Annotated in this window: 17 protein-coding genes; 10 read left to right on the forward strand and 7 right to left on the reverse strand. The window is 59.2% G+C overall.

Translation table 11 applies throughout. The features are described 5' to 3' along the window. Nucleotides 1-500: 500 nt before the first annotated feature. The 3 genes from AC1D2R_RS22345 to glgX all read right to left on the reverse strand — a co-directional run bounded on the left by AC1D2R_RS22345 (nt 501) and on the right by glgX (nt 4058). Nucleotides 501-1097: a general stress protein gene (locus tag AC1D2R_RS22345; RefSeq protein ID WP_477970569.1), complete on the reverse strand. Its 597-nt coding sequence runs from the start codon at nt 1095-1097 to the stop codon at nt 501-503. A gap of 16 nt (nt 1098-1113) precedes the next feature. Beyond that, nucleotides 1114-1431: a PepSY domain-containing protein gene (locus AC1D2R_RS22350; RefSeq protein WP_477970571.1), complete on the reverse strand. Its 318-nt coding sequence runs from the start codon at nt 1429-1431 to the stop codon at nt 1114-1116. Nucleotides 1432-1940: 509 nt separating this feature from the next. Continuing rightward, the gene (gene glgX / locus AC1D2R_RS22355) at nt 1941-4058 is read right to left on the reverse strand and encodes a glycogen debranching protein GlgX (RefSeq protein WP_477970573.1); all 2118 of its coding nucleotides are present in this window, start codon (nt 4056-4058) and stop codon (nt 1941-1943) included. A 402-nt stretch (nt 4059-4460) separates the two neighbouring features. Here glgX and AC1D2R_RS22360 point away from each other — a divergent pair, with 402 nt between their 5' ends. Next, a complete protein-coding gene (locus tag AC1D2R_RS22360; RefSeq protein ID WP_477970575.1) occupies nt 4461-5237 on the forward strand; it encodes an SDR family oxidoreductase in 777 nt (258 codons plus the stop codon). 20 nt (nt 5238-5257) lie between these two features. Then, nucleotides 5258-7030 carry a malto-oligosyltrehalose trehalohydrolase gene (gene treZ / locus AC1D2R_RS22365; protein ID WP_477970616.1) on the forward strand — a complete coding sequence of 591 codons (1773 nt, stop codon included), beginning with the start codon at nt 5258-5260 and terminating at the stop codon, nt 7028-7030. 78 nt (nt 7031-7108) lie between these two features. Here the strand turns inward: treZ and AC1D2R_RS22370 are convergent, their stop codons facing one another. Together AC1D2R_RS22370 and AC1D2R_RS22375 are read right to left on the reverse strand one after the other, a co-directional pair. Then, on the reverse strand, nt 7109-7657 hold the full coding sequence (locus tag AC1D2R_RS22370; protein WP_477970577.1) for a response regulator: 549 nt from the start codon (nt 7655-7657) through the stop codon (nt 7109-7111). Between the two features lie 190 nt (nt 7658-7847). Beyond that, the gene (locus tag AC1D2R_RS22375) at nt 7848-8348 is read right to left on the reverse strand and encodes a YciE/YciF ferroxidase family protein (RefSeq protein ID WP_477970579.1); all 501 of its coding nucleotides are present in this window, start codon (nt 8346-8348) and stop codon (nt 7848-7850) included. Between the two features lie 429 nt (nt 8349-8777). Here AC1D2R_RS22375 and AC1D2R_RS22380 point away from each other — a divergent pair, with 429 nt between their 5' ends. Beyond that, a complete protein-coding gene (locus tag AC1D2R_RS22380; RefSeq protein WP_477970581.1) occupies nt 8778-9017 on the forward strand; it encodes a hypothetical protein in 240 nt (79 codons plus the stop codon). Between the two features lie 33 nt (nt 9018-9050). Here AC1D2R_RS22380 and AC1D2R_RS22385 read toward each other — a convergent pair whose 3' ends face one another. Together AC1D2R_RS22385 and AC1D2R_RS22390 are read right to left on the reverse strand one after the other, a co-directional pair. Next, complete coding sequence (locus AC1D2R_RS22385) at nt 9051-9299, reverse strand: hypothetical protein (RefSeq protein ID WP_477970583.1); 249 nt, start codon at nt 9297-9299, stop codon at nt 9051-9053. 56 nt (nt 9300-9355) lie between these two features. Continuing rightward, nucleotides 9356-10249: a LysR family transcriptional regulator gene (locus tag AC1D2R_RS22390; protein WP_477970585.1), complete on the reverse strand. Its 894-nt coding sequence runs from the start codon at nt 10247-10249 to the stop codon at nt 9356-9358. A 107-nt stretch (nt 10250-10356) separates the two neighbouring features. On the opposite strand from AC1D2R_RS22390, the gene AC1D2R_RS22395 reads away from it, so the two are divergent. From AC1D2R_RS22395 to AC1D2R_RS22425, 7 genes are all read left to right on the forward strand, one after another. Further along, the gene (locus tag AC1D2R_RS22395; RefSeq protein WP_477970587.1) at nt 10357-11499 is read left to right on the forward strand and encodes an aldo/keto reductase; all 1143 of its coding nucleotides are present in this window, start codon (nt 10357-10359) and stop codon (nt 11497-11499) included. A 52-nt stretch (nt 11500-11551) separates the two neighbouring features. Then, on the forward strand, nt 11552-12397 hold the full coding sequence (locus AC1D2R_RS22400; RefSeq protein ID WP_477970589.1) for an oxidoreductase: 846 nt from the start codon (nt 11552-11554) through the stop codon (nt 12395-12397). A gap of 14 nt (nt 12398-12411) precedes the next feature. Next, nucleotides 12412-13407 carry an aldo/keto reductase gene (locus tag AC1D2R_RS22405; RefSeq protein WP_477970591.1) on the forward strand — a complete coding sequence of 332 codons (996 nt, stop codon included), beginning with the start codon at nt 12412-12414 and terminating at the stop codon, nt 13405-13407. Between the two features lie 36 nt (nt 13408-13443). Continuing rightward, nucleotides 13444-14265: an SDR family oxidoreductase gene (locus AC1D2R_RS22410; RefSeq protein ID WP_477970593.1), complete on the forward strand. Its 822-nt coding sequence runs from the start codon at nt 13444-13446 to the stop codon at nt 14263-14265. Nucleotides 14266-14300: 35 nt separating this feature from the next. Beyond that, nucleotides 14301-15497, forward strand: coding sequence for a (R)-mandelonitrile lyase (locus tag AC1D2R_RS22415; protein WP_477970595.1), 1197 nt, complete (start codon nt 14301-14303; stop codon nt 15495-15497). Between the two features lie 18 nt (nt 15498-15515). Beyond that, nucleotides 15516-16073, forward strand: coding sequence for a flavodoxin (locus AC1D2R_RS22420; protein ID WP_477970597.1), 558 nt, complete (start codon nt 15516-15518; stop codon nt 16071-16073). Between the two features lie 1498 nt (nt 16074-17571). After that, nucleotides 17572-18609 (forward strand): AraC family transcriptional regulator, encoded by a 1038-nt coding sequence (locus AC1D2R_RS22425; RefSeq protein WP_477970599.1) that lies wholly within the window; start codon nt 17572-17574, stop codon nt 18607-18609. Nucleotides 18610-19515: the final 906 nt, after the last annotated feature.

Consider the following 19515-nt stretch of genomic DNA (forward strand, 5'->3'; position numbering starts at 1 on the left):
TGCGAGCTCAACATCTTTGAAGCAAACGGTGTCCTGGGCCACCGAAACGTCGAGGCGCCGTTGCGTGTTGTCGAGGGCCAACATGGCAAGCACGAAGAAGATTAACTTGAACTCCGCGAACCCGCAGCTCGACCTCATAAGAAGGTAGCGGCAATCGCGGACACTCTCACTGCGCAAAGGCGTGGTAACGCATCACGAAACGGCCGCCGCGCAGCGCTCTTTCCGATCCCCGTCCTGCTCGGCAACGAAGCCGCCTAGCGCGGCAAGAAGTTCACCTTCTCGGGCTACGCCGACTGGTGGCGTGTTGCGGATCTGCGGAGTCGGATGGGACATCATTCCGGAAGTCAGGAACCACTCCCCTTTTTAATTATATGCGCGATGATCGCAAGCTGCGCGACGCAGTCAGCGATCACCCTCCCGCCTTGAGCAAACCGAGCCCCATAAGGTGGAACCCCCTCGCGAAAACGCGAGGAGGTGAAACCAAGCTCCAGGACAAACACCTAAACAGTGGTACGATAGCGGTTCCGCTCTTGCTCGATCTGCTCGGGTGCGTAGGGATCGAGCGTGTCGTCAAACCGCGTCCAGCCTTGCTCGTTGTACGCTCGCCGACGTTCGACAGGGTCGACCCAATTCGCGCCTCTGAGAATGGTCTCCGCGTCAACAACGCGCGCTTCGTCGACCTTGGCTGTGACCAGTGTTCCACCGCGGCGAACGCCTTCGGCATACAGATGAGCATCTTGTTCCGATACTCCCGAGTCGGTCAGTGCCCCGATCAGCCCGCCGGCCGCTCCACCGGCGACCGCGCCTGCAACGGCGCCGGCAGCCGTCGCGGCCAACCAACCTGCAGCGACAACGGGCCCGACACCGGGTATGGCCATCAGGCCCAGCCCCGTCAGCAGTCCGCCAGCACCTCCAACGGCGGCGCCGATGCCAGCGCCCGTTGCTGCATCTTCTCCGGCATCGGAACCGCGATCAGTTCGGCCGGCTTTGTTGGAGACGATACTGATGTCGCCAGAAGGAACGCCCACCGCTTCCAATTTACTCACTGCGGAGCGAGCGTCCGAGTAGTCGTCGAAAAGTCCAGTTACAGTTTTCATCATGCTTCTCCTTGGGTTACTTGGCGACAATGTTGCCCTGGTAATCGAGGGCGATAGAGACTGCCTTGCCGTCCTTCATGCCGGACGCCATCCAGATCCCCTTGTCATCGAGCTTCAGATCCTTGACGCCGGTGTAGCCGGCTTCGGCGATGCGATCCTTCGCTTGGGCTTCGGTAAAACTATTGGCTCCCTCTACGGGTGCGGTCGGATTTTTTGTGTCTGGAGTTGCAACCGCAGGTGTGTCTCCATTGGCAGATGGTGCTGGCGTTGTCTGGGCGATGGCTCCAAAGGCCGAAGCGCCGAGAATTGCCGCCGCGAAGATGATGTTCTTCATATGTGGTTCCTCCATTTTGCGGATCACGTGACGGATCCATGAACAGAAAACACGCAAAGGCCATTTTTGTTCCGACCGAAACAAGTCATTATACAATTGATTTTTTTGCATATATTTCATCGTTGGTGGGGGATACGCCTTGCGTGATCCTCCCCGGCGGTGTCGAAGGCAACGAATCCGAACAACGAAACCTACGGCGAACCGTCGATCCACCAGGTACATTTTGGAAGTCTCTCAGAGGCAGACCAAGGTCCGATTATCAACCCCTAAAGTTGTGTTGCACTCTAATGTTCGAGGGTTTTTGTGAGCCATAAAAGGCGAGGATGTTCCATGTCCGAATTCGTAATCACCTCTTTCTGTCCGACGGGTTCCAGGCTGCGTCGCCGTCCTATTCCATGGCATACATCGCCATCCGCTCGGGACCGAACCCATCACATGTCCTCATCAGGTGATGCAGTTGCGGTTGTCGATGGGGCCGACCTATCTACAATGGTCGCAGGTAAATAGCTCTAGGTTGGCTCGTCCATGATCTTCGCGTGTCGGGGAGGCTCCTTTGACCTGAAAACTGCGAGAGTTCGAGGTGCCATGACAACGGATCCAGGGGCCGCGTTGTCATCGCCCTGCCGGGCCGGATCAGCGGTGGTGAGTTCCTGTATCCAGCCGGGAAAAATATCCGGAAGCTTGAAATGGACTTCACCGTCGTGCGGATTGAAGACTACGACAACGTCCCGCATCCCTTCGAGACTGGCGTCTTCCGAAGTGAGGCGAAGACCGATTGTCGTGCTCCCTGCATCCTGCCACTGCTCCTCCGTCTGTTCGTTGCCGCCCGGATTGAGCCAGGCAACACTTACTCCGTCACGCCAGCTTTCGCGGCGAAAGATCGGGTTGCCGTGACGCAAGGAAATGAGACGGGTGGCAAACTTTCGAAGCTGATCAGCAGAGTCAGGCAGGTCTTCCCAGTGCACCCAGCTCAGATCGCTATCCTGACAATAGCCGTTGTTGTTGCCCATCTGGCTGCGGCCGAATTCGTCTCCGGCGAGCAGCATAGGCGTTCCATGCGAAAGAAACAGGGTGGCAAGGAAGTTTCTCTTTTGTCGTTCACGTACAGCGTTGATGCTATCGTCCTCGGTCGGACCTTCAACGCCGTAGTTGGAGCTGCGGTTGTCGTTGTGACCGTCCTTGTTATCCTCACCATTGGCTTCATTATGCTTTTCGTCGTACGACACGACGTCGTTCAACGTGAAGCCGTCGTGAGCCGTGATAAAGTTGACGCCGGCCCACGGGCGGCGACCTCTCAGATCGTAGACGTCGCCGGAGCCGAGAACGCGAGCCGCGAAATCCGGCGTCGTTCCGTCGGTGTCCCTCCAGTAGTCGCGGACGGTATCCCGATACTTGTCGTTCCATTCGGCCCACCCTGGCGGGAAGCCACCAACCTGGTAGCCGCCGGGCCCGATGTCCCAAGGTTCGCCGACGAGCTTCAATTTCGAAAGTACAGGATCTTGGCCAACTGCGTCGAAGAATCCGCCCCGCTGGTCGAATCCTTCAGGCTCGCGCCCGAGGATGGTCCCCAGATCGAAGCGGAAACCATCGACGTGCATGTCTTCGGCCCAGTAACGCAGGCTGTCGGTCACCATCTGCAAGACCCGAGGGTGCGACGTATTGACCGTGTTACCGGTGCCCGTGTCGTTTATGTAGTAGCGGGCATTGTCGGGCATCGTTCGATAGTAGGAAAAATTGTCGATACCCTTGAACGATAAGGTCGGTCCAAGTTCATTACCTTCGGCCGTGTGGTTGTAGACGACGTCCAGGATAACCTCGATACCGCCGTCATGGAACGCCCGCACCATGTCCCTGAACCCTGCAAGGGCATTCGGCCCGTAATAGCGGGAGGCGGGCGCGAAGAACCCAAGCGTATTGTAGCCCCAGTAGTTGTGAAGCCCCTTGTCGAGAAGGTGGCTGTCATCTGGGAAGAAATGGATTGGAAGCAGTTCGATGGAGGTGACGCCGAGACTTTTCACATAGTCGATGATCGCCTTGTTGCCGAGACCCTCGAACGTTCCCCGGAGCTTTTCTGGTACAGCGGGGTGTAGTTTGGTGAAGCCTTTGACATGGGCCTCGTAGAAGATCGTCTTAGACCAGGGAACCAGGGGCTTGCGATCCTTCCTCCGGTCGTAGTCTGCAGGATCGATGACCCGGCACTTCGGCATGACGGCCGCGCTGTCGCTCTCGTCGAAAGCGAGGTCTTTGTCCTCGCTGTCCATATCATAGGCGAAATGCGCCTTCGACCATTCAACCTCGCCTACGAGTTCACGGGCATAGGGATCGATCAGAAATTTGTGCGGGTTGAAACGATGGCCATTCTCAGGCTCATATGGCCCATGAACACGGAAGCCATAAAGCGCGCCAGGTCTCAAACCCGGCAGGTAGCCGTGCCATATTTCGTTCGTGTATTCGGGGAGCGTAATGCGGCCGGTTTCATTCCGCCCGCTTTCGTCGAACAGGCAAAGTTCGACACGTTGTGCGTGAGCGCTGAAGATGGCGAAGTTGACGCCCTCGCCATCGTAGTTTGCGCCTAGTCTGGTCCAGTCGCCTGGTCGAATGTCCTGGCCTCCACGATTGTCCGTCATCTGTAACCCTCGTTATTCGCAAGTGCGCCAGAAACACGTGTTGAATGCTTTTGTTCCGCGCATGCTGATCGGTGGGCGCAGGCAAACCCCCGCTCATCTTCCCAAGCACGCGGGGTGGCCAGAATGACGTAGCGTCGTCGAACCTGAACGGCGGCAGAAGTGTGGTTTCACCGGGTCCACTCGTCCCGATATGTTTTTACCGTCCACGGTCCCATTGGAACTTGCGGCGGTTGTCGAAGTTATAGAGCGCAGGTCTGGGAGCGTCATACGACAATCACCCCCAAACCAATAACGGCCAAAGTCAATGTCGTTGGCTGCACCGAATGCCAGATTAGCCGGTAAGCGCGGCGAAGGAACTTGGGCGGAAGACAAGTTGATGCGGCATTGGCAAGGGAGCTATGAATGGACAAGTACGTAGCCCTGGTGACGGGCGCGGGATCAGGAATCGGAAAAGCTTCGGCTTTGGCGCTTGCCATGGATGGTTATGCCGTCGGCGTACTTGGGCATAGCCGCGACGAGCTTCTGCAAACTGTCGGGGAGATAGAAGCAGCGGGGGGTGAAGCTTGCGTTCTTCAGGCCGACATCGCCGTTGAGGCCGAGATGAGAAGCGCGATGACGCCTCTCATGGAACGGTGGGGTCGTCTGGACGTAGTCGTCGCAAATGCTGGCATAAACGGGGTATGGGCTCCCATCGACGATCTGACGCTGGACGAGTGGAATAGGACCATTTCCGTCAACCTGACGGGCACTTTCCTGACCATACGATCCGCCGTCCCTCATCTGAAACGGTCTGGGGGCGGATCGATCATCGTAGTGTCCTCGATCAACGGAACGCGCACATTCACCACGCCGGGCGCGACGGCCTACACCGCGACGAAAGCAGCACAGGTGGCCATGGTCCAGCAGCTCGCCCTGGAACTCGCGCGCCATCACATCCGTATCAACGCCGTTTGCCCAGGCGAGATCGAAACGAACATCGATGCAAACACAGACCTCAGAAGCGAGGAGCAAACCGCCATCCCTGTGATTTGGCCAGAAGGACAGGTTCCCATCACGGGGGGAAGGCCTGGACGCAGCGAGGATGTCGCGGATGTGATCTCGTTTCTTGCGTCTAGCAAGTCCAGGCATATAACGGGATCGCCGATCTGGGTCGATGGCGGGCAGGGGTTGCTGCGATGAGCCCTGACCTGCCGACGTTGATGACTTCGAAGGATCGGGAACAGCAATGGGGTCCATTTCGTCTCCCCGATGGCAGGACCCGCTTCCAGCTATGGGCTCCCGCGGAAGAATCTGTCGGCCTTCGTCTAGGGGGTATGGATCTGCCCATGACCAGAACAAATGATGGCTGGCACCGCTCAGAGGTGCAGGCGGAGTACGGATCATCCTATGCCTTTATTTTGGCAGACGGTAACGTCGTCGGTGATCCCGCCTCAAGGCAGCAGGCTGGAGATCTGGATGGTCCGTCCGTGCTTGCAGATGGCGAGAGCTACGTGTGGCAGAATGCGCAGTGGACAGGAAGGCCGTGGGAAGAGACGATCGTCTACGAAATTCATATGGGTGCCTTCACGCCAGAAGGTACGTTTCGCGCGACGATCGACAAGCTTCCGGTCCTGGCCAGGCTGGGAATAACTGCGGTGGAAATTATGCCGCTTGCTCATTTCCCGGGAACGTGCGGATGGGGTTATGATGGCGTCCTGCAATTCGCCCCTCACAATGCCTACGGTACTCCCGATGACCTCAGGGCTCTTATCGACGCCGCTCACGGATATGGGCTGATGGTGTTTCTCGACGTCGTCTACAATCACTTCGGTCCGGAAGGAAATTATCTTGGGAAGTATGCTCCCGGTTTCTTTCGCAAGGACGTTCCGACCCCGTGGGGGGCAGCGATAGCCTACGAAAGGGAACAAGTCAGAACGTACTTCGTCGAGAACGTCCTCTACTGGCTTTGCGAATTCCGGCTGGACGGACTTCGGTTCGATGCGATCGACCAAATCGAGGACGGCAGTGAGGTTCATATCCTCGAACAGTTCGCCCATGTCGTGCGGGCCGAGATCACCGGGCGCCATGTGCACCTCATTACGGAAAATCCGGCGAACGGAACCGACCTTATGGCCGAAATCCCTGGAGGACGGTATTATAAGGCGGACTGGAATGACGATTTCCATCATGCACTCCATGTCGCGGTCACGGGCGAGGCCGTAGGCTACTACGGGCCATTCAAGGACGATACATGGGGAAAGCTTAGGCGGGTTATGGCGCAAGGATATCTCCGGCCCGGCAAGCCTACCGTCAGCGACACTCCGCCCCCGACAGAAGCTCTCCCTCCGACCGCGTTCGTGCATTTCCTCCAGAACCACGACCAGGTCGGAAACCGCGCCTTTGGAGATCGTCTCCATTTGGGCATAGACCGCCAGCTCTATCGTGCACTGACAGAGGTTCTGCTCCTTTCGCCGCAGATCCCGTTGCTGTTCATGGGCGACGATCACCTGTCCCTGAGCCCGTTCCATTTCTTCACTGACTACGACGGGGAGATTGCCAAAGCCGTTCGGGAAAACCGTCCGAAGGAGGCGGCCAACTTTGGCGGAATTCCGGAAGGAAAATCGGCGGCAGACATGCGTGATCCGAACGCCTACGACACTTTTGCGTGCAGCAAGCTCAACTGGGACGAAGCGAAATCGGAAGATGGGGTTGCACGCGCCGAGCACATCCGTTCCGTGATCGGTGTTCGTCGGGAAAGGGTTGTTCCACTTCTAGCGGACGCCGGCGGCTATTGCGGGACAGCGCTTCACGCCCCGGACAAATGTTTGTTCATAGACTGGAGGCTTGGCAGTCGGATTCTTCAGTTGCGGGCCAACCTTTCCGAAGATCACGTGCCACTCCCGACCGGGTTGGGCAATCGCGTCTATTGCTCTGCGGAACCAGCCGTTGATACGGTTTTACGATCTAAATCGGTTCAAGTTTTCATCAGGTAAGTGAAGAACGGCAATGACGCAGCGGGAGCCCCGATCCTCAACGCCCGCTGGCGATCTGCGACGCTCAACGATGATTGGCTATCGTGGGGTGGCCATAATGGTCAGAAGTGTCTGGGCGGCGAGGGGCTTTGCGAGGAACGACACACCTGGCAAAAGGTCCTGATCACGCAGACGCACCAGGCCGGACGCAATGATGATCTTCGTCCTTGGCCAGAAGGATCCGATATGGGCTGCCAATCCGAGCCCGTCGAGCGAACCCGGCATGTTGATGTCTGTAATCACCGTATCGAACGGCCGATTTCTCAACAGGACCAATGCCTCATCTGCGTTGGCTGCCTCTTGGGTCGCATAGCCTGCGTTTTCCAAAACATCGACGGTATCGAAGCGGAGTTGTGGTTCGTCTTCCACGACGAGCACAGTTCCATGATTGAGCCCGATCTCATCAACGCCTCCGCGTGTTCGCGTCATCACCTCGTTTCCGTCGACGGACGCCATCGTGCGTTCCATCAGCTCTCGTTCGGTGGAGGCCTGCAGCCAGTGGTCCTGATCTCTGCCGAGCGGGCATCCCGCCTGTTCCCAGAGTGCGTATGCCCGCTTGCTGATCCAATTTGATCTCTGATCCGACATGTCACGCTCCATGTTGGCCGCTGTTGACGCGCTTTATGACAGCCAAATTCACAAAGTCTCTAGATCCCGGCCGTATTGGGTTGCCGCCGGGCGACCCAATACGGCTTCGAACACCTGGTATCCTGGTGGTGCCAGGACGGAAGGGCGAGCAAGAGAGGCCCACTCGTATGAGGCCCTTGCTGCAGATCGATCAAGCAGCTTTCTTGCCCTTGGCATTGGCCGAGGCCTGCGCAAGCTGCGTCAGCTTTTTATCAGTCGCTTCTTCCTCAGCAAGGTTTGCCTGCAGAAGCGGTACAACGTCTTTCAGGCCGAGCTGCCTTGCCCAAGCGATCAGCGTTCCGTAACGCGCGATCTCGTAGTGCTCGACAGCCTGTCCCGATGAAATAAGACCTGCATCCAGAGCGGCGGAGCCCTTGTAGGCTTCGATGATTTCCTCACCTTCAGCGATGATCCCTTGAATTGCTTCGCAGGTCTTGCCGCGGGCTGGCTTGCCGAGGAGCTCGAATACCTGCTCGAGGCGCTCGATTTGGCCTTGCGTTTCGTCGCGATGCTGGAGAAAACCGGCTTTACCTTCTTCTGACTGCGCTGCGCGCGCCATTTTCGGCAATGCCTTCAGGATTTGCTTTTCTGCAAAATAGATGTCCTTGAGCGTATCAAGGAAGAGGTCGTCGAGTGTTTTTTCCGTAGCCATTTTGTCCTCCTAAAGGGCTTGGATTTGCAGCGACAGAACGTCGGAGGAGCACCAATGTTCCATGGTCGAGATTGTAGACGTGGCACCCGTGCTTGATGGTGCCGGCAACGTCTGCCCGTCTCTCGAAGCCTCTCTTCTTTTTGAAGCCTCATGACGTAAATTATGACGCCGACGTTCGTTTGCCGACGTCAAAACCTGTCCAACGCCTGGTTTCTTCCAGATCGTGTTGTCGGACGATATTGCAGCCATCCAACCGATCGAAGACGGAATGCCCCGCCGAGGAAGGAACTTACTCCACCTGGCCGTGGCCGCCGATCGCGACAATCGGCGTGGAATGCACAAAAAATCCAAACCATATCTTGAAGAATAATCGGGCAAAAACCATTTGATTTTCGATTTTCAAACTGTGCCAGAAAGGAGGGCTCAGAGATGACGCAACTACTTCGAAACAGACAAAACGAACCATTGGATTCCAGCGATCTTTCCTTGTGCCAATCGATATTCGAGGCCGTTTGCCGTGAGCACGAGATTCCCGCGCCTTCCGAGGAATCAACCCGACTAGCAGCCATCATTATCGAGCTTTTTCAACAGGGAGTTCGAGAGCGTGCGCAATTGGCGACCCTAGCGGCGGCGGCACGAGGTTTGCAAAACCCAGAAAATAAATCCTAGGCTAGAGCGTTCGAGCGAACAACCGAGGGATGGCTAAGGTCTGAACCGTAGAGCCATCCCGCGCATCCGGACTTCCAGGCTCGTCTCGATGTTCGTGAGCGCGCCTCGCGTACGACGGCAACGGAAGGTGCGGACCATCTTGGTGGCGCGGGCTGACCGACGGCCACCGAACCGTTCTGTTGCGTTGTCGGCTTTCAAGAAGGACTGTGCGCATACCGCGCCGGGCAAAGCTGTCAGGACGATGCCGATCGTCAGGAGCATGTTCGCACGCGTGTTCTTCAACCAATCTCTCCGATCTCGCCTCAAGCGTCGAGGGCGCGGGACGGTTGATCACTATGTCATCCTCGAAGGCGGAGAGCATCGACGACGAGAGCGAAGGCAGGCGAAGGGTGCCGGCGGTTTGGATAGTAGAGATGATAGCCGCCAAATGGCGGGCACCAGTCCTCCAGAACTCTGATGAGTTCGCCCTTCGCGAGATCGTCCTGCACCTGATCTTCCGGCATGTAGGCTAACCCCAGGCCACGCAGCGCTGCCTCGCGTCTCATGGCCAGGTTGTTGAACACGAGTTGACCCTCCACACGGACGCGAAGCTCGCGATCATCCTTTTCGAACTCCCAGGCGAAGATCGTGTCGTGGGTCGGGAGCCTCATGTTGATGCAGTTGTGCGCGGTCAGGTCCTGAGGCGTCTCCGGCCAAAGATTCTGGCGGAAGTATGCAGGCGACCCCACCACCGCCATGCGCACGTCGGGGCCGATCGGAACCGCAATCATGTCCTTGGCGATCTGCTCGCCGAGACGGACGCCGGCATCAAACCGCTCGGCGACGATGTCAGTCAGGCCGTAGTCGACAATGATCTCGACCTTCACATCCGGGTTCTCGGGGAGAAACCTCTCCAAAGCAGGAGCCAGCACGGCGACGGCGGCATGCTCGCCTGCGGTGATGCGGACCGTGCCTGTCGGGCGATCTCGCATCTCGCTGAGCGCCGAAAGCTCGGCCTGGATCTCTTCGAACCGCGGTCCGGCAGTCTTGAAAAGGCGCTCGCCTGCTGCAGTGGGCGAGACCCTCCGTGTCGTCCTGGTCAGAAGTCGCATTCCCAGACGGGCCTCAAGTCCCCGAATGGACTGGCTGAGGGCCGACTGGGAGACGCCCAGACGGACGGCGGCTTTGGTGAAACTCTCCTCACGCGCGACGACGACGAAGGCGGCAAGATCATTATAGTTCTCGGAGGGCATTCATAAGTCCTGCTAATAGGGAGATGCGGATTATAGCACCTAATCGAATGCGCGAGCGAGATCTATATTCGAGATCGTCGTCAACGCTGCTCGAAAGGATCCCTTGAATGGCAGATCAGAAGAAACTGACCATTGGCCGCCGTGGCTTCCTCGGAGCTGCAGGGTCGCTCGCCGCCATCCCTCTTGTCGACGCGAGCTACTCCCCGGCTGAGGCGCAGGCGGTGGCCAGGAGAGGCCCGATCGGACGCCGCAAGCTTGGATCGCTGGAAGTATCGAGTATCGGCATCGGCGTCCAGAACATGAGCCGCACCTATCAGACGACGATCCCCGCCCGCAGCGAGATGCACGCGATCATCCGGACGGCGCACGACCGCGGCGTTACCTTCTACGATGCCGCCGAAGCCTATGGTCCGCATGAGGTCGAGCGAATTCTCGGAGAGGGGATCGAACCCTTCCGGAACGACGTCGTCATCACGTCGAAGTTCGGCTGGAACATCGATCTGGAAAGTGGCAAGCGCATGCCGGGCCTGAACAGCCGGCCCGAGCACATCAAGCTGGCTGTGGACGGAATGCTCAAGCGGCTTCGAACGGATCGCATCGATCTTCTCTACCAGCACCGCGTCGATCCGGCAGTGCCGATCGAGGAGGTCGCAGGTGCGATCAAGAAACTCAAGGATCAGGGGAAGGTGCTGCACTGGGGCCTTTCGGAAATGGGCCTGCAGACGGTACGCCGTGCCCATGCCGAACTGCCGCTGACGGCGATCCAGAGCGAGTACTCGATGCTGTGGCGTGGCCCGGAAGAAGCAGTGCTTCCGCTCTGCGAAGAACTCGGAATCGGCTTCGTGCCGTGGAGCCCACTCGGCGTCGGCTTCCTAACGGGCGCGATCGACGAGCGGACGAGATTTGCCGAAGGTGACATCCGCGGCATCGAGGGCAGGTTCTCGCCTGAAAATCTACCGAACAACCTTGCTTTGGTCGCGTTGGTAAAGACGTGGGCCGAACGAAAGGCGGCGACACCCGGTCAGATCGCGCTGGCGTGGCTGATGGCACAGAAGCCGTGGATCGTGCCGATCCCCGGGAGCACGCAGATGCCGCACATGCTGGAAAACGTCAGTGCAGCATCCGTCCGCTTCTCGTCCGACGAGATCGCCGAACTGAACAAGACGGTCGCCGCCATTCAGATCAAGGGCGCCCGTCTTCCAGAACAGGTGCTGGTCTATTCCGGCGTGGAAGCACCGCCACGGATGTGAGCGCACGGCATGGAGTCGCACCGGAAATAGAGATGACACGAAGGGAAACACAATGACGACGTGGCTTATCACGGGATGTTCCACGGGACTGGGACGGAGCCTCGCGGAGGCCGTTCTCGCCGCCGGGCACAACGCCGTCGTCACGGCGCGCGATGTGGCGAAGGTTCTGGCTCTCGCCGCGCAGTATCCTGCCACCGCCCATGCCGCGGCCCTCGATGTGACGGACAAGGCGCAGGTGGCCGACGTCGTCGGCGACGCTGAAAAACGGTTCGGCGCGATCGACGTCCTCGTCAACAATGCCGGCTACGGCTACCGCGCCGCGGTGGAAGAGGGCGACGAGCAGGATGCCGCGAATCTCTTCGGGACCAACTTCTTCGGCACCGTCTCGATGATCAAGGCGGTTCTGCCCGGCATGCGCGCTCGCCGCTCCGGCACCATTCTCAACATATCGTCGATCGCCGGCCGGCTCGCAGCGCCCGGCTCCGGATACTATTCGGCATCGAAGTTCGCCGTCGGCGGCATGTCAGACGCGTTGCGCAAGGAAGTCGCGCCGCTTGGCATCCGTGTGACCATCGTCGAGCCGGGCGCATTCAGAACGGACTTCGCCGGCCGGTCACTGCAGCAGGCCAAGGCCAAGATCGACGACTATGCCGCAACTGCCGGACCGCGCCGGAAGGAGAACGACAAGACGCATGGCACCCAGCCCGGCGATCCCAAGCGTGCGGCCGCCGCCCTTCTCGATCTCGTGGGGAGATCAGAACTTCCGGCGCGGCTTCTGCTCGGCAGCGACGCCGTCAAGATCGTCGGCAACGAGGTCGACAGCCAGCGCCGCGAGATCGACGCGTGGAGGGAACTCAGCGTCAGCTCGGACTTCGCGTCCGAGGAAAGCAACAATTAAAGAAGGAAGCGACAATGCAGAAACGCAAGCTTGGAAGCTCCGGCCTTGAAGTCTCGGCGCTCGGCCTCGGATGCATGGGAATGACCGGCGTCTACGGCACGGTCCCCGATAAGGGCGAGATGATCAAGCTTCTCCGCGACGCCCACGAGCGCGGGATCACTCATTTCGACACGGCGGAAGCGTACGGGCCGTTCACCAACGAATCCCTGCTGGGCGAAGGATTGCAGCCCATCCGGGACCAGGTGACGATCGCCACCAAGTTCGGCTTCGACATCGATCTTGAAACGGGAGCAAGAAAAGGGGGTACCAACAGCCGGCCCGAACACATCAGGGCCGTTGCCGACGCCGCACTGAAGCGTCTGAAGACCGACCGTATCGACCTGTTTTACCAGCACCGCGTCGATCAGAACGTCCCGATCGAGGACGTGGCAGGCGCCGTCAAGGACCTCGTCGCCGAAGGAAAAGTGAAACATTTCGGCCTGTCGGAGGCCGGCGTCCAGACTATCCGCCGCGCACACGCCGTTCAGCCCGTCGCCGCCGTCCAGAGCGAATATTCGCTGGTCTGGCGTGGACCGAAACAGCAACTGCTGCCTGTGCTCGAAGAACTTGGCATCGGCTTCGTTCCCTTCAGCCCGCTCGGCGCCGGTTTTCTCACCGGCAAGATCGACGAGACCACGACCTTTCCGGAGGGCGACTTCCGCAACATGGTGCCGCGGTTCTCTCCGGGAGCTCGCAAGGCCAATCTCGAACTCGTTTCTGTCATCAAGGTAATCGCGGAGCGCAAGCAGGCGACGCCTGCGCAAGTCGCCCTGGCATGGCTGCTGGCGCAGCGGCCGTGGATTGTTCCCATACCTGGCACCACCAAGCTTCACCGCCTGGAAGAAAACATTGGTGCCGTCGAACTGGATCTGACGACGGACGACCTGAGTGAAATCAATCGCGAAGCTTCCAAGATCGAAGTCAAAGGCGAGCGACTCCCGGACGCGGTGCTGAAGATGACTGGCCACTGATCGGTGCCCAGCCGCCCCATGGAAAGGGATAGCAACATGACAAACGTCATCATCGTGATCGGCGCAGGCTCCATCGGCCAGGCGATTGCCCGGCGGGTCAGCTCGGGGAAGCATGTCCTGCTCGCCGACCTCCGGAAGGACAAGGCGGACGCCGCGGCGAAAATCCTGAGCGATGCCGGCTTCGATGTCAGCACCGCCGTCGTCGACATTTCCTCGCGCGTCTCCGTTCATGCGCTCGTCGAAGCCGCGACCGCCATTGGCGACGTGACGGGCGTCATCCATGCAGCCGGCGTCTCCCCCTCTCAGGCCCCGCCGGAGGTGATCCTCAAAGTCGATCTCTATGGGACCGCGGTCGTCCTGGAGGAATTCGGCGAGGCGATCGCGCCGGGTGGCTCGTGCGTGGTCATTGCCTCGATGTCGGGCCATCGGCTTGCCGCGCTGACCGCCGAGCAGGACAGACTGCTCGCAACCACGCCAGCGGAAGCACTGCTGTCGCTGCGAATGCTGCAGGCCGTGACGGACCCGTTGAACGCCTACCAGCTTTCGAAACGCGCCAACGCGTTGCGGGTCAAGGCCGAAGCCGTCAGGTGGGGCAGGCGAGGCGCGCGCGTCAACACGTTGAGCCCCGGCATCGTCATAACGCCGCTGGCCAACGACGAACTGACAGGTCCACGTGGCGCCGGCTATCGCCGGATGATCGACCTCTCTCCTGCAGGGCGAGCGGGTACCCCGGATGAAATTGCTTCGCTCGCAGCCTTGCTCATGGGACCGGACGGAAAGTTCATCACCGGCAGCGACTTCCTGATCGACGGCGGCGTGACCGCGTCGTTCTTCTACGGCGAGCTCGCGACCCAATAACGGGCATGTCTCTTACGAATTGAAGGAGAAGAACCATGAACAAGATCGCAGCTACCATCGCGGCGTCCGCGCTGGCGACGACAGGCGCGGAAGCCGAGGAGAGGCGTCCGCGGGTCGCGCCGCCCGCGGTCTACGAAACCGCGCCGGGACTTGGACACTTCACCGACGACGTCCTCTTCGGAGAAGTCTGGGAACGCGCGGAGCTTTCACCTCGCGACCGAAGCCTCGTTACCGTTGCAACGCTAGTTTCGACCGGCAAGGCGGCACAGGTGGGCAACCACGTCCGCCGTGCGCTCGACAACGGCGTTAACCCCGAGGAGGTCGGCGAGCTCATAACGCATCTCGCCTTCTATTCGGGCTGGCCGAACGCAATGTCGGCGGTGACCGAGGTGAAGAAAGTGTTCGAGGAACGCGGGATCGATCCTGTCGTCAGCAGCGACGCGAGCCGGATCCAGCTCGAGGCCGCGGCCGAGGCGGCACGGGCTTCCACAGTCGACACGCACGTTGCGCCGTCGGCCCCGGCACTTGCCGACCTCACAAACCGGGTGCTGTTCGGCGATCTCTGGCAGCGCCCCGATCTCTCGGCCCGCGATCGCAGCCTGGTGACGATGGCGGCCCTTGTTGCCGTCGGCCAGCCCGAACAGCTCCCTTTCCACGCAAACCGTGCGATGGACAATGGGCTGACACGGCAGGAGGCGGCGGAAGTCGTGACGCACGTCGCATTTTACGCTGGATGGCCGCGGGCTATGTCCACCGTACCGGTGCTGAAGAAGGTGTTCGCGATGCGCGAGGCGGCTTCTAGTGAAACGGCAGCGCCAAGCGCATTGAAGGTAACGCGGGCAGGAGAGGGACGAGCGGCCGCGCCGGAACAATACTTCACCGGCAAGGTCGAGACGTCAGGATTCTATCGCGGCGACGCGCCTGCGCGTATTGGGGGTGCGACCGTGTCCTTTGCGGCCGGCGCTCGAACCGCTTGGCACACGCATCCTCTTGGTCAGACGCTGTTCATCGTTTCCGGGAAAGGACTAGTGCAAATGGAGGGCCGCCCGGCGGAGGTCGTCGGTCCCGGAGACGTGGTCTGGATACCGCCACATATTCGCCATTGGCACGGCGCGTCGCCGAATGATGCGATGACGCACTTCGCGGTTGCCGAGGCACTCGAAGGCAACAACGTCACCTGGATGGAGAAGGTCACAGATGACGAATACACCGTAGGGCAGGCGACAGAGTGACCTTGGATGGAGATTTGAATGCGTAGACGAAACTTCCTGCAGGCACTTCCGCTGGCGGCAGCAGCCATATCGCCGCTTTCGAATAGCGCCTCCGCGCAGGCTGCTGGTTCGTCACGAATTCTGGTCGCCTACTTCTCCCGCACGGGGAACACGCGGGTGATCGCCAACCAGATCCGGAGGGCGAAAGATGCGGTGTTGTTCGAGCTACATCCGGCAACTCCCTATCCTGAGGATTACGAGCAGACGGTTGCGCAGGCCAGTCGTGAGACGACGGCTGGCTACTTGCCGCCGCTGGCGGCCTCGATATCAGACATCGCGCGATACACGACGATCTACATCGGCCTACCGATTTGGGGCATGACCGCACCACCGGTCATCTGCTCGTTCGTCCAGGCTCACGAATTGTCCGGCAAAACCGTGCATCCATTCATAACTCATGGCGGCTATGGCGTCGGCCGGAGCCTCAATGTTCTGAAGGCGATAGCTCCTCAGGCGGACTGGCAGCCGGAGTTCGTCATTGAAGCTGACCAGGAGCGCCGGACGCTTTTGCAAGTCCGGGGCTGGCTGGCCGGTTGAATCGGCAGATGCCGCCTGCCGTATTTTGACCCGCCAATACTCGGCTATCGCTCCAACCAACGACATCCGGTTCGTGAGACCGGCGCCGATGGCTTGTGGGTTGGACCCACAAGATTTTAAACAAAGTTGAGAGGGCATTGACATGTCCACCGATCCCGCGAGCATAAGCTGGCTGTTATATGATCGAGCAAGACCTTCATCTCATCTCGATGCATTGAGGCGCACCGCAGTGCGTCCCTCGTCGTGTGCACCGGCAAACAACGAGGTCGGCTCCTGATCCGGTATCGATCGTGTATAACGCTGCCCACGGGAGATCGCTTGAGACCTGAGGAGTGGTGGGTCAGCTCGAAATCGGTCGATTTTGCCGCAAGTCAGCGGGACTGTATTTCGCCTACGATTGATCGAGCTGCGACGACCGCCTCGCGGCTTCTGCCAACAATGCCCGCTACTTGCTCGTGAAGACCAACTGATTCAGTTTCTGCTAAGCTATGCGGCGCGTCGATGCGGAAGGTGGGAACCGGAGCGGGCTCGGCGCTGCTCGACATTCGTCACGACACTGTGGTGGTGGTCGCAGTAGACGCGGTATGGCGAAGTCGGACCGGCACAAAAGTAGTGACCGCCGGGCACTGATTTGTCTTCGAGAACCGGGAAGCGGCACTGACAAGCGCCCAGCTTGAGGAGAGGGACATTGCTCCTGGATGGTCCTGTGCTTTCACGCATGGTGTGTCTGTGGCTCCTAGGTTGTGGCCCTGCCATGACGCGCTACTTGTCGTCCATGCCTTAAGGGCGGGGCGGCCGTTGGCGAGTTCTCTCGCCGTTCTTGGCCATTGACCACCATGTGGTGTCGGGTGCCACCTCAGTGAACTCCGAAACTTGTTTGGAGAAGCCAATTGTTTGCTGTCAGAAGCCACAGCAGCTGCGGTCGCCACCAGCGCGCTGACCCGGACCCCTGGAGCGTCCACTTACACGTGGCGCCCCCCTTTATCTCGACGAACAGCGCGGCGTTTTCCGCAGGCTTCGCCGGCACCAGGCACAGCGTGGTGCGATTCGTCGGCGGTTCGACCGTCGACCGAATTGGCGTTTTCCTGCGGGAGCGGATTGGTCTTCTCGATTCCAGGCGCGGCATTACGCTGGACAGTCATCGGCGGCGAGTGCGCGAGCGTGGGCTTTCAGCAACAGCATCATTTAATTCAATACGCAGTTGATAACCCTGACCAGCGAAGTGGCTTGCGATAGGAAATGCAAGGTGAACATGGTACAGAGGGTACCATTGGTACTCCGTCGAAGGCAACGACGATAAAACACCCGGGCAGCATTCACGTGCTACTCGGGTGTTTTTACCTTCTGCCTACACCTGTGCCAAAAGGACCCATGTTGCGATCCGCCCGGTAGAGACACGCGGTCAACGCCTTCGATATGTTTGAATTGCCGACGAGTTTGGATCGGTTAAAGAGAAATATGTTTGGTCACGTCACGTACTGCGGACAGGGTGCTCCAAATGCTCGGAACGACTAGTCAAAGGCTTACTGCCGCGCCGACAGCCATGGGACTGGCTTCGCGCCTGGCGCTCTCGCGGATCAAACAGGAAAACATCGACCCGCTGCCATTACTCAAACGAACCAAACTGACGCTGGCCATGCTCGACGAACGAAAGCGGGTCGGTATCGCTTCACAGATAGACTTTCTCGGTGAGGCATCTCGCGCGCTCAACGATGAGTGGCTCGGCCTCACACTGGCCAAGCATCTCGATCTGCGAGAGATCGGAATGATCTACTACGCGGCGGCGTCTTCGCGCTCATTTGGCGACGCTCTCCGCCGTGTCGTGCGATACGCTCACCTGGTCAGCGAGGCTTTGGAGCTTCGGATCGACCGGCAGGGCGGAACCCTAAGCCTTGGAATATCCTATAAGGGGTTTTCCCGACATGCGGACCGGCATCAGGCCGAGTTCTTCGCCTTGGTGCTCCTGCGAATATGTCGCAAACTGATTGGACATCGAATTGTCCCCGTTGCCGCAACGTTCGTTCATCAGCGCTCGGGTGATGCAGCGCAAATTCGGCAGCTGTTCGGCTGTGACGTGCGGTTTAACACCCATGCTGACGGGCTAAGTTTCGACGCAACGCTGCTTGACCGTCCGGTTATTGATGGCGATCCATATCTCAACGACTTGATGGTCAATCTCTGTGAAGAAGCCATAGCCGCCCGTACGTCGAACATCAGTCCACTCCGCACGCTCGTTGAAAACACCATCGCTCCGCTTTTGCCACATGGTGAAGCCAGCGCCGAAAACGTCGCCCGCAAGATCGGCCTCAGCGAGCGGACGTTCGCCCGGCGTCTGGCCTCAGAGGGTATGAGTTTCGGCAGAATACTGGACGATCTGAGGCGCGAGCTTGCCGTGAACTATCTTCAGGAGGGCCTGCAGGCATCCCAGATAACGTGGATGCTTGGGTTTCGTCAGAACAGCTCCTTTACCCATGCTTGCCGTCGATGGACCGGAAAACCCCCTTCCGAACTTCGTCACGTTCCAAGGCTTCGTTGACGCCTGATGAGGTAAGCAATCCACCTCCGGGCGAAGTATGGCCCGACACGATTGCCCCGACCGATTCAATCTGGTGTAGATCCGACGATGCACGCCGTCGATTCAAATCCGGCCGCAGATGGTCACCAGTTCGATCGTCACTGGTGTCTCTGGGATAGGACAGCCCGGCCGTATCGGCCTGCAGCGCGCTCAATGATCTCCATCGAATTCAGGAGGTCCACGAACTCGCATGCCTCTGCCCAGCAAAGCCCGACTACCGGAAGATCGTCCAGCGTGGCGGGCTGCATGGTTAGGCCATCCACCACCAACCATTGTTCATCTTCATCGCGCCTGAGATTGAATCGCCGCACAGCATGCCTCCAAACAACTATACATTAGATGTAGTTAAAATTCATGTTAACTCATAAATCAAGGCTCGAGACGCCGAACGGGGCCATGCGGGAGAGTTTTCAACACTTGCCGCTTTCGCTCGGCCGACCCTACCCATGTCCCAGCCCCCCCCGCCAAACATGTAGATGTTCAACGTGGAATGTCCTCGGTCCCGGTGGGAGAAAACCCATCGCGGCACAAGTTGCGTGCTTCCGCAATCCCGTCTGACCCGGAACAGTGGCCGGAGGCAAATGCCACATAATATCGCCTTTTCAGTCACATCACGGCCAAACCTGCGGCGCGACAATCAGGATGAGAATGCGCGTCAATCAAGATGAGAATCTGTCAGCCCTGCTGGAACGTAGGGAGGGCGTAGCCCTGCCGGAGTTCCAGCAGGGCTGACGGCGAGATTTTTCGGCTCGTTTGTGTATCGCGGCCGGCCCAGTATCGAGGTGTATTCCTGAGAGGAGCACCGATTGCCGGGTCGCCATGTAAACGATCATCAAATGAGGCTTTTTATGACGTTGCGTCAGACGC

It is taken from the genome of Rhizobium sp. P1_C7 (assembly GCF_056406295.1).

Coding starts and splice junctions, on each gene's coding strand:
- AC1D2R_RS22410 (WP_477970593.1), top strand. CDS start 13,444: ATGACAAACGTCATCATCGTGATCGGCGCAGGCTCCATCGGCCAGGCG.
- AC1D2R_RS22395 (WP_477970587.1), top strand. CDS start 10,357: ATGGCAGATCAGAAGAAACTGACCATTGGCCGCCGTGGCTTCCTCGGA.
- AC1D2R_RS22360 (WP_477970575.1), top strand. CDS start 4,461: ATGGACAAGTACGTAGCCCTGGTGACGGGCGCGGGATCAGGAATCGGA.
- AC1D2R_RS22370 (WP_477970577.1), bottom strand. CDS start 7,657: ATGTCGGATCAGAGATCAAATTGGATCAGCAAGCGGGCATACGCACTC.
- AC1D2R_RS22350 (WP_477970571.1), bottom strand. CDS start 1,431: ATGAAGAACATCATCTTCGCGGCGGCAATTCTCGGCGCTTCGGCCTTT.
- glgX (WP_477970573.1), bottom strand. CDS start 4,058: ATGACGGACAATCGTGGAGGCCAGGACATTCGACCAGGCGACTGGACC.
- AC1D2R_RS22425 (WP_477970599.1), top strand. CDS start 17,572: ATGCTCGGAACGACTAGTCAAAGGCTTACTGCCGCGCCGACAGCCATG.
- AC1D2R_RS22380 (WP_477970581.1), top strand. CDS start 8,778: ATGACGCAACTACTTCGAAACAGACAAAACGAACCATTGGATTCCAGC.
- AC1D2R_RS22415 (WP_477970595.1), top strand. CDS start 14,301: ATGAACAAGATCGCAGCTACCATCGCGGCGTCCGCGCTGGCGACGACA.
- AC1D2R_RS22345 (WP_477970569.1), bottom strand. CDS start 1,097: ATGAAAACTGTAACTGGACTTTTCGACGACTACTCGGACGCTCGCTCC.
- AC1D2R_RS22400 (WP_477970589.1), top strand. CDS start 11,552: ATGACGACGTGGCTTATCACGGGATGTTCCACGGGACTGGGACGGAGC.
- AC1D2R_RS22420 (WP_477970597.1), top strand. CDS start 15,516: ATGCGTAGACGAAACTTCCTGCAGGCACTTCCGCTGGCGGCAGCAGCC.
- AC1D2R_RS22405 (WP_477970591.1), top strand. CDS start 12,412: ATGCAGAAACGCAAGCTTGGAAGCTCCGGCCTTGAAGTCTCGGCGCTC.
- AC1D2R_RS22390 (WP_477970585.1), bottom strand. CDS start 10,249: ATGCCCTCCGAGAACTATAATGATCTTGCCGCCTTCGTCGTCGTCGCG.
- treZ (WP_477970616.1), top strand. CDS start 5,258: ATGACTTCGAAGGATCGGGAACAGCAATGGGGTCCATTTCGTCTCCCC.
- AC1D2R_RS22375 (WP_477970579.1), bottom strand. CDS start 8,348: ATGGCTACGGAAAAAACACTCGACGACCTCTTCCTTGATACGCTCAAG.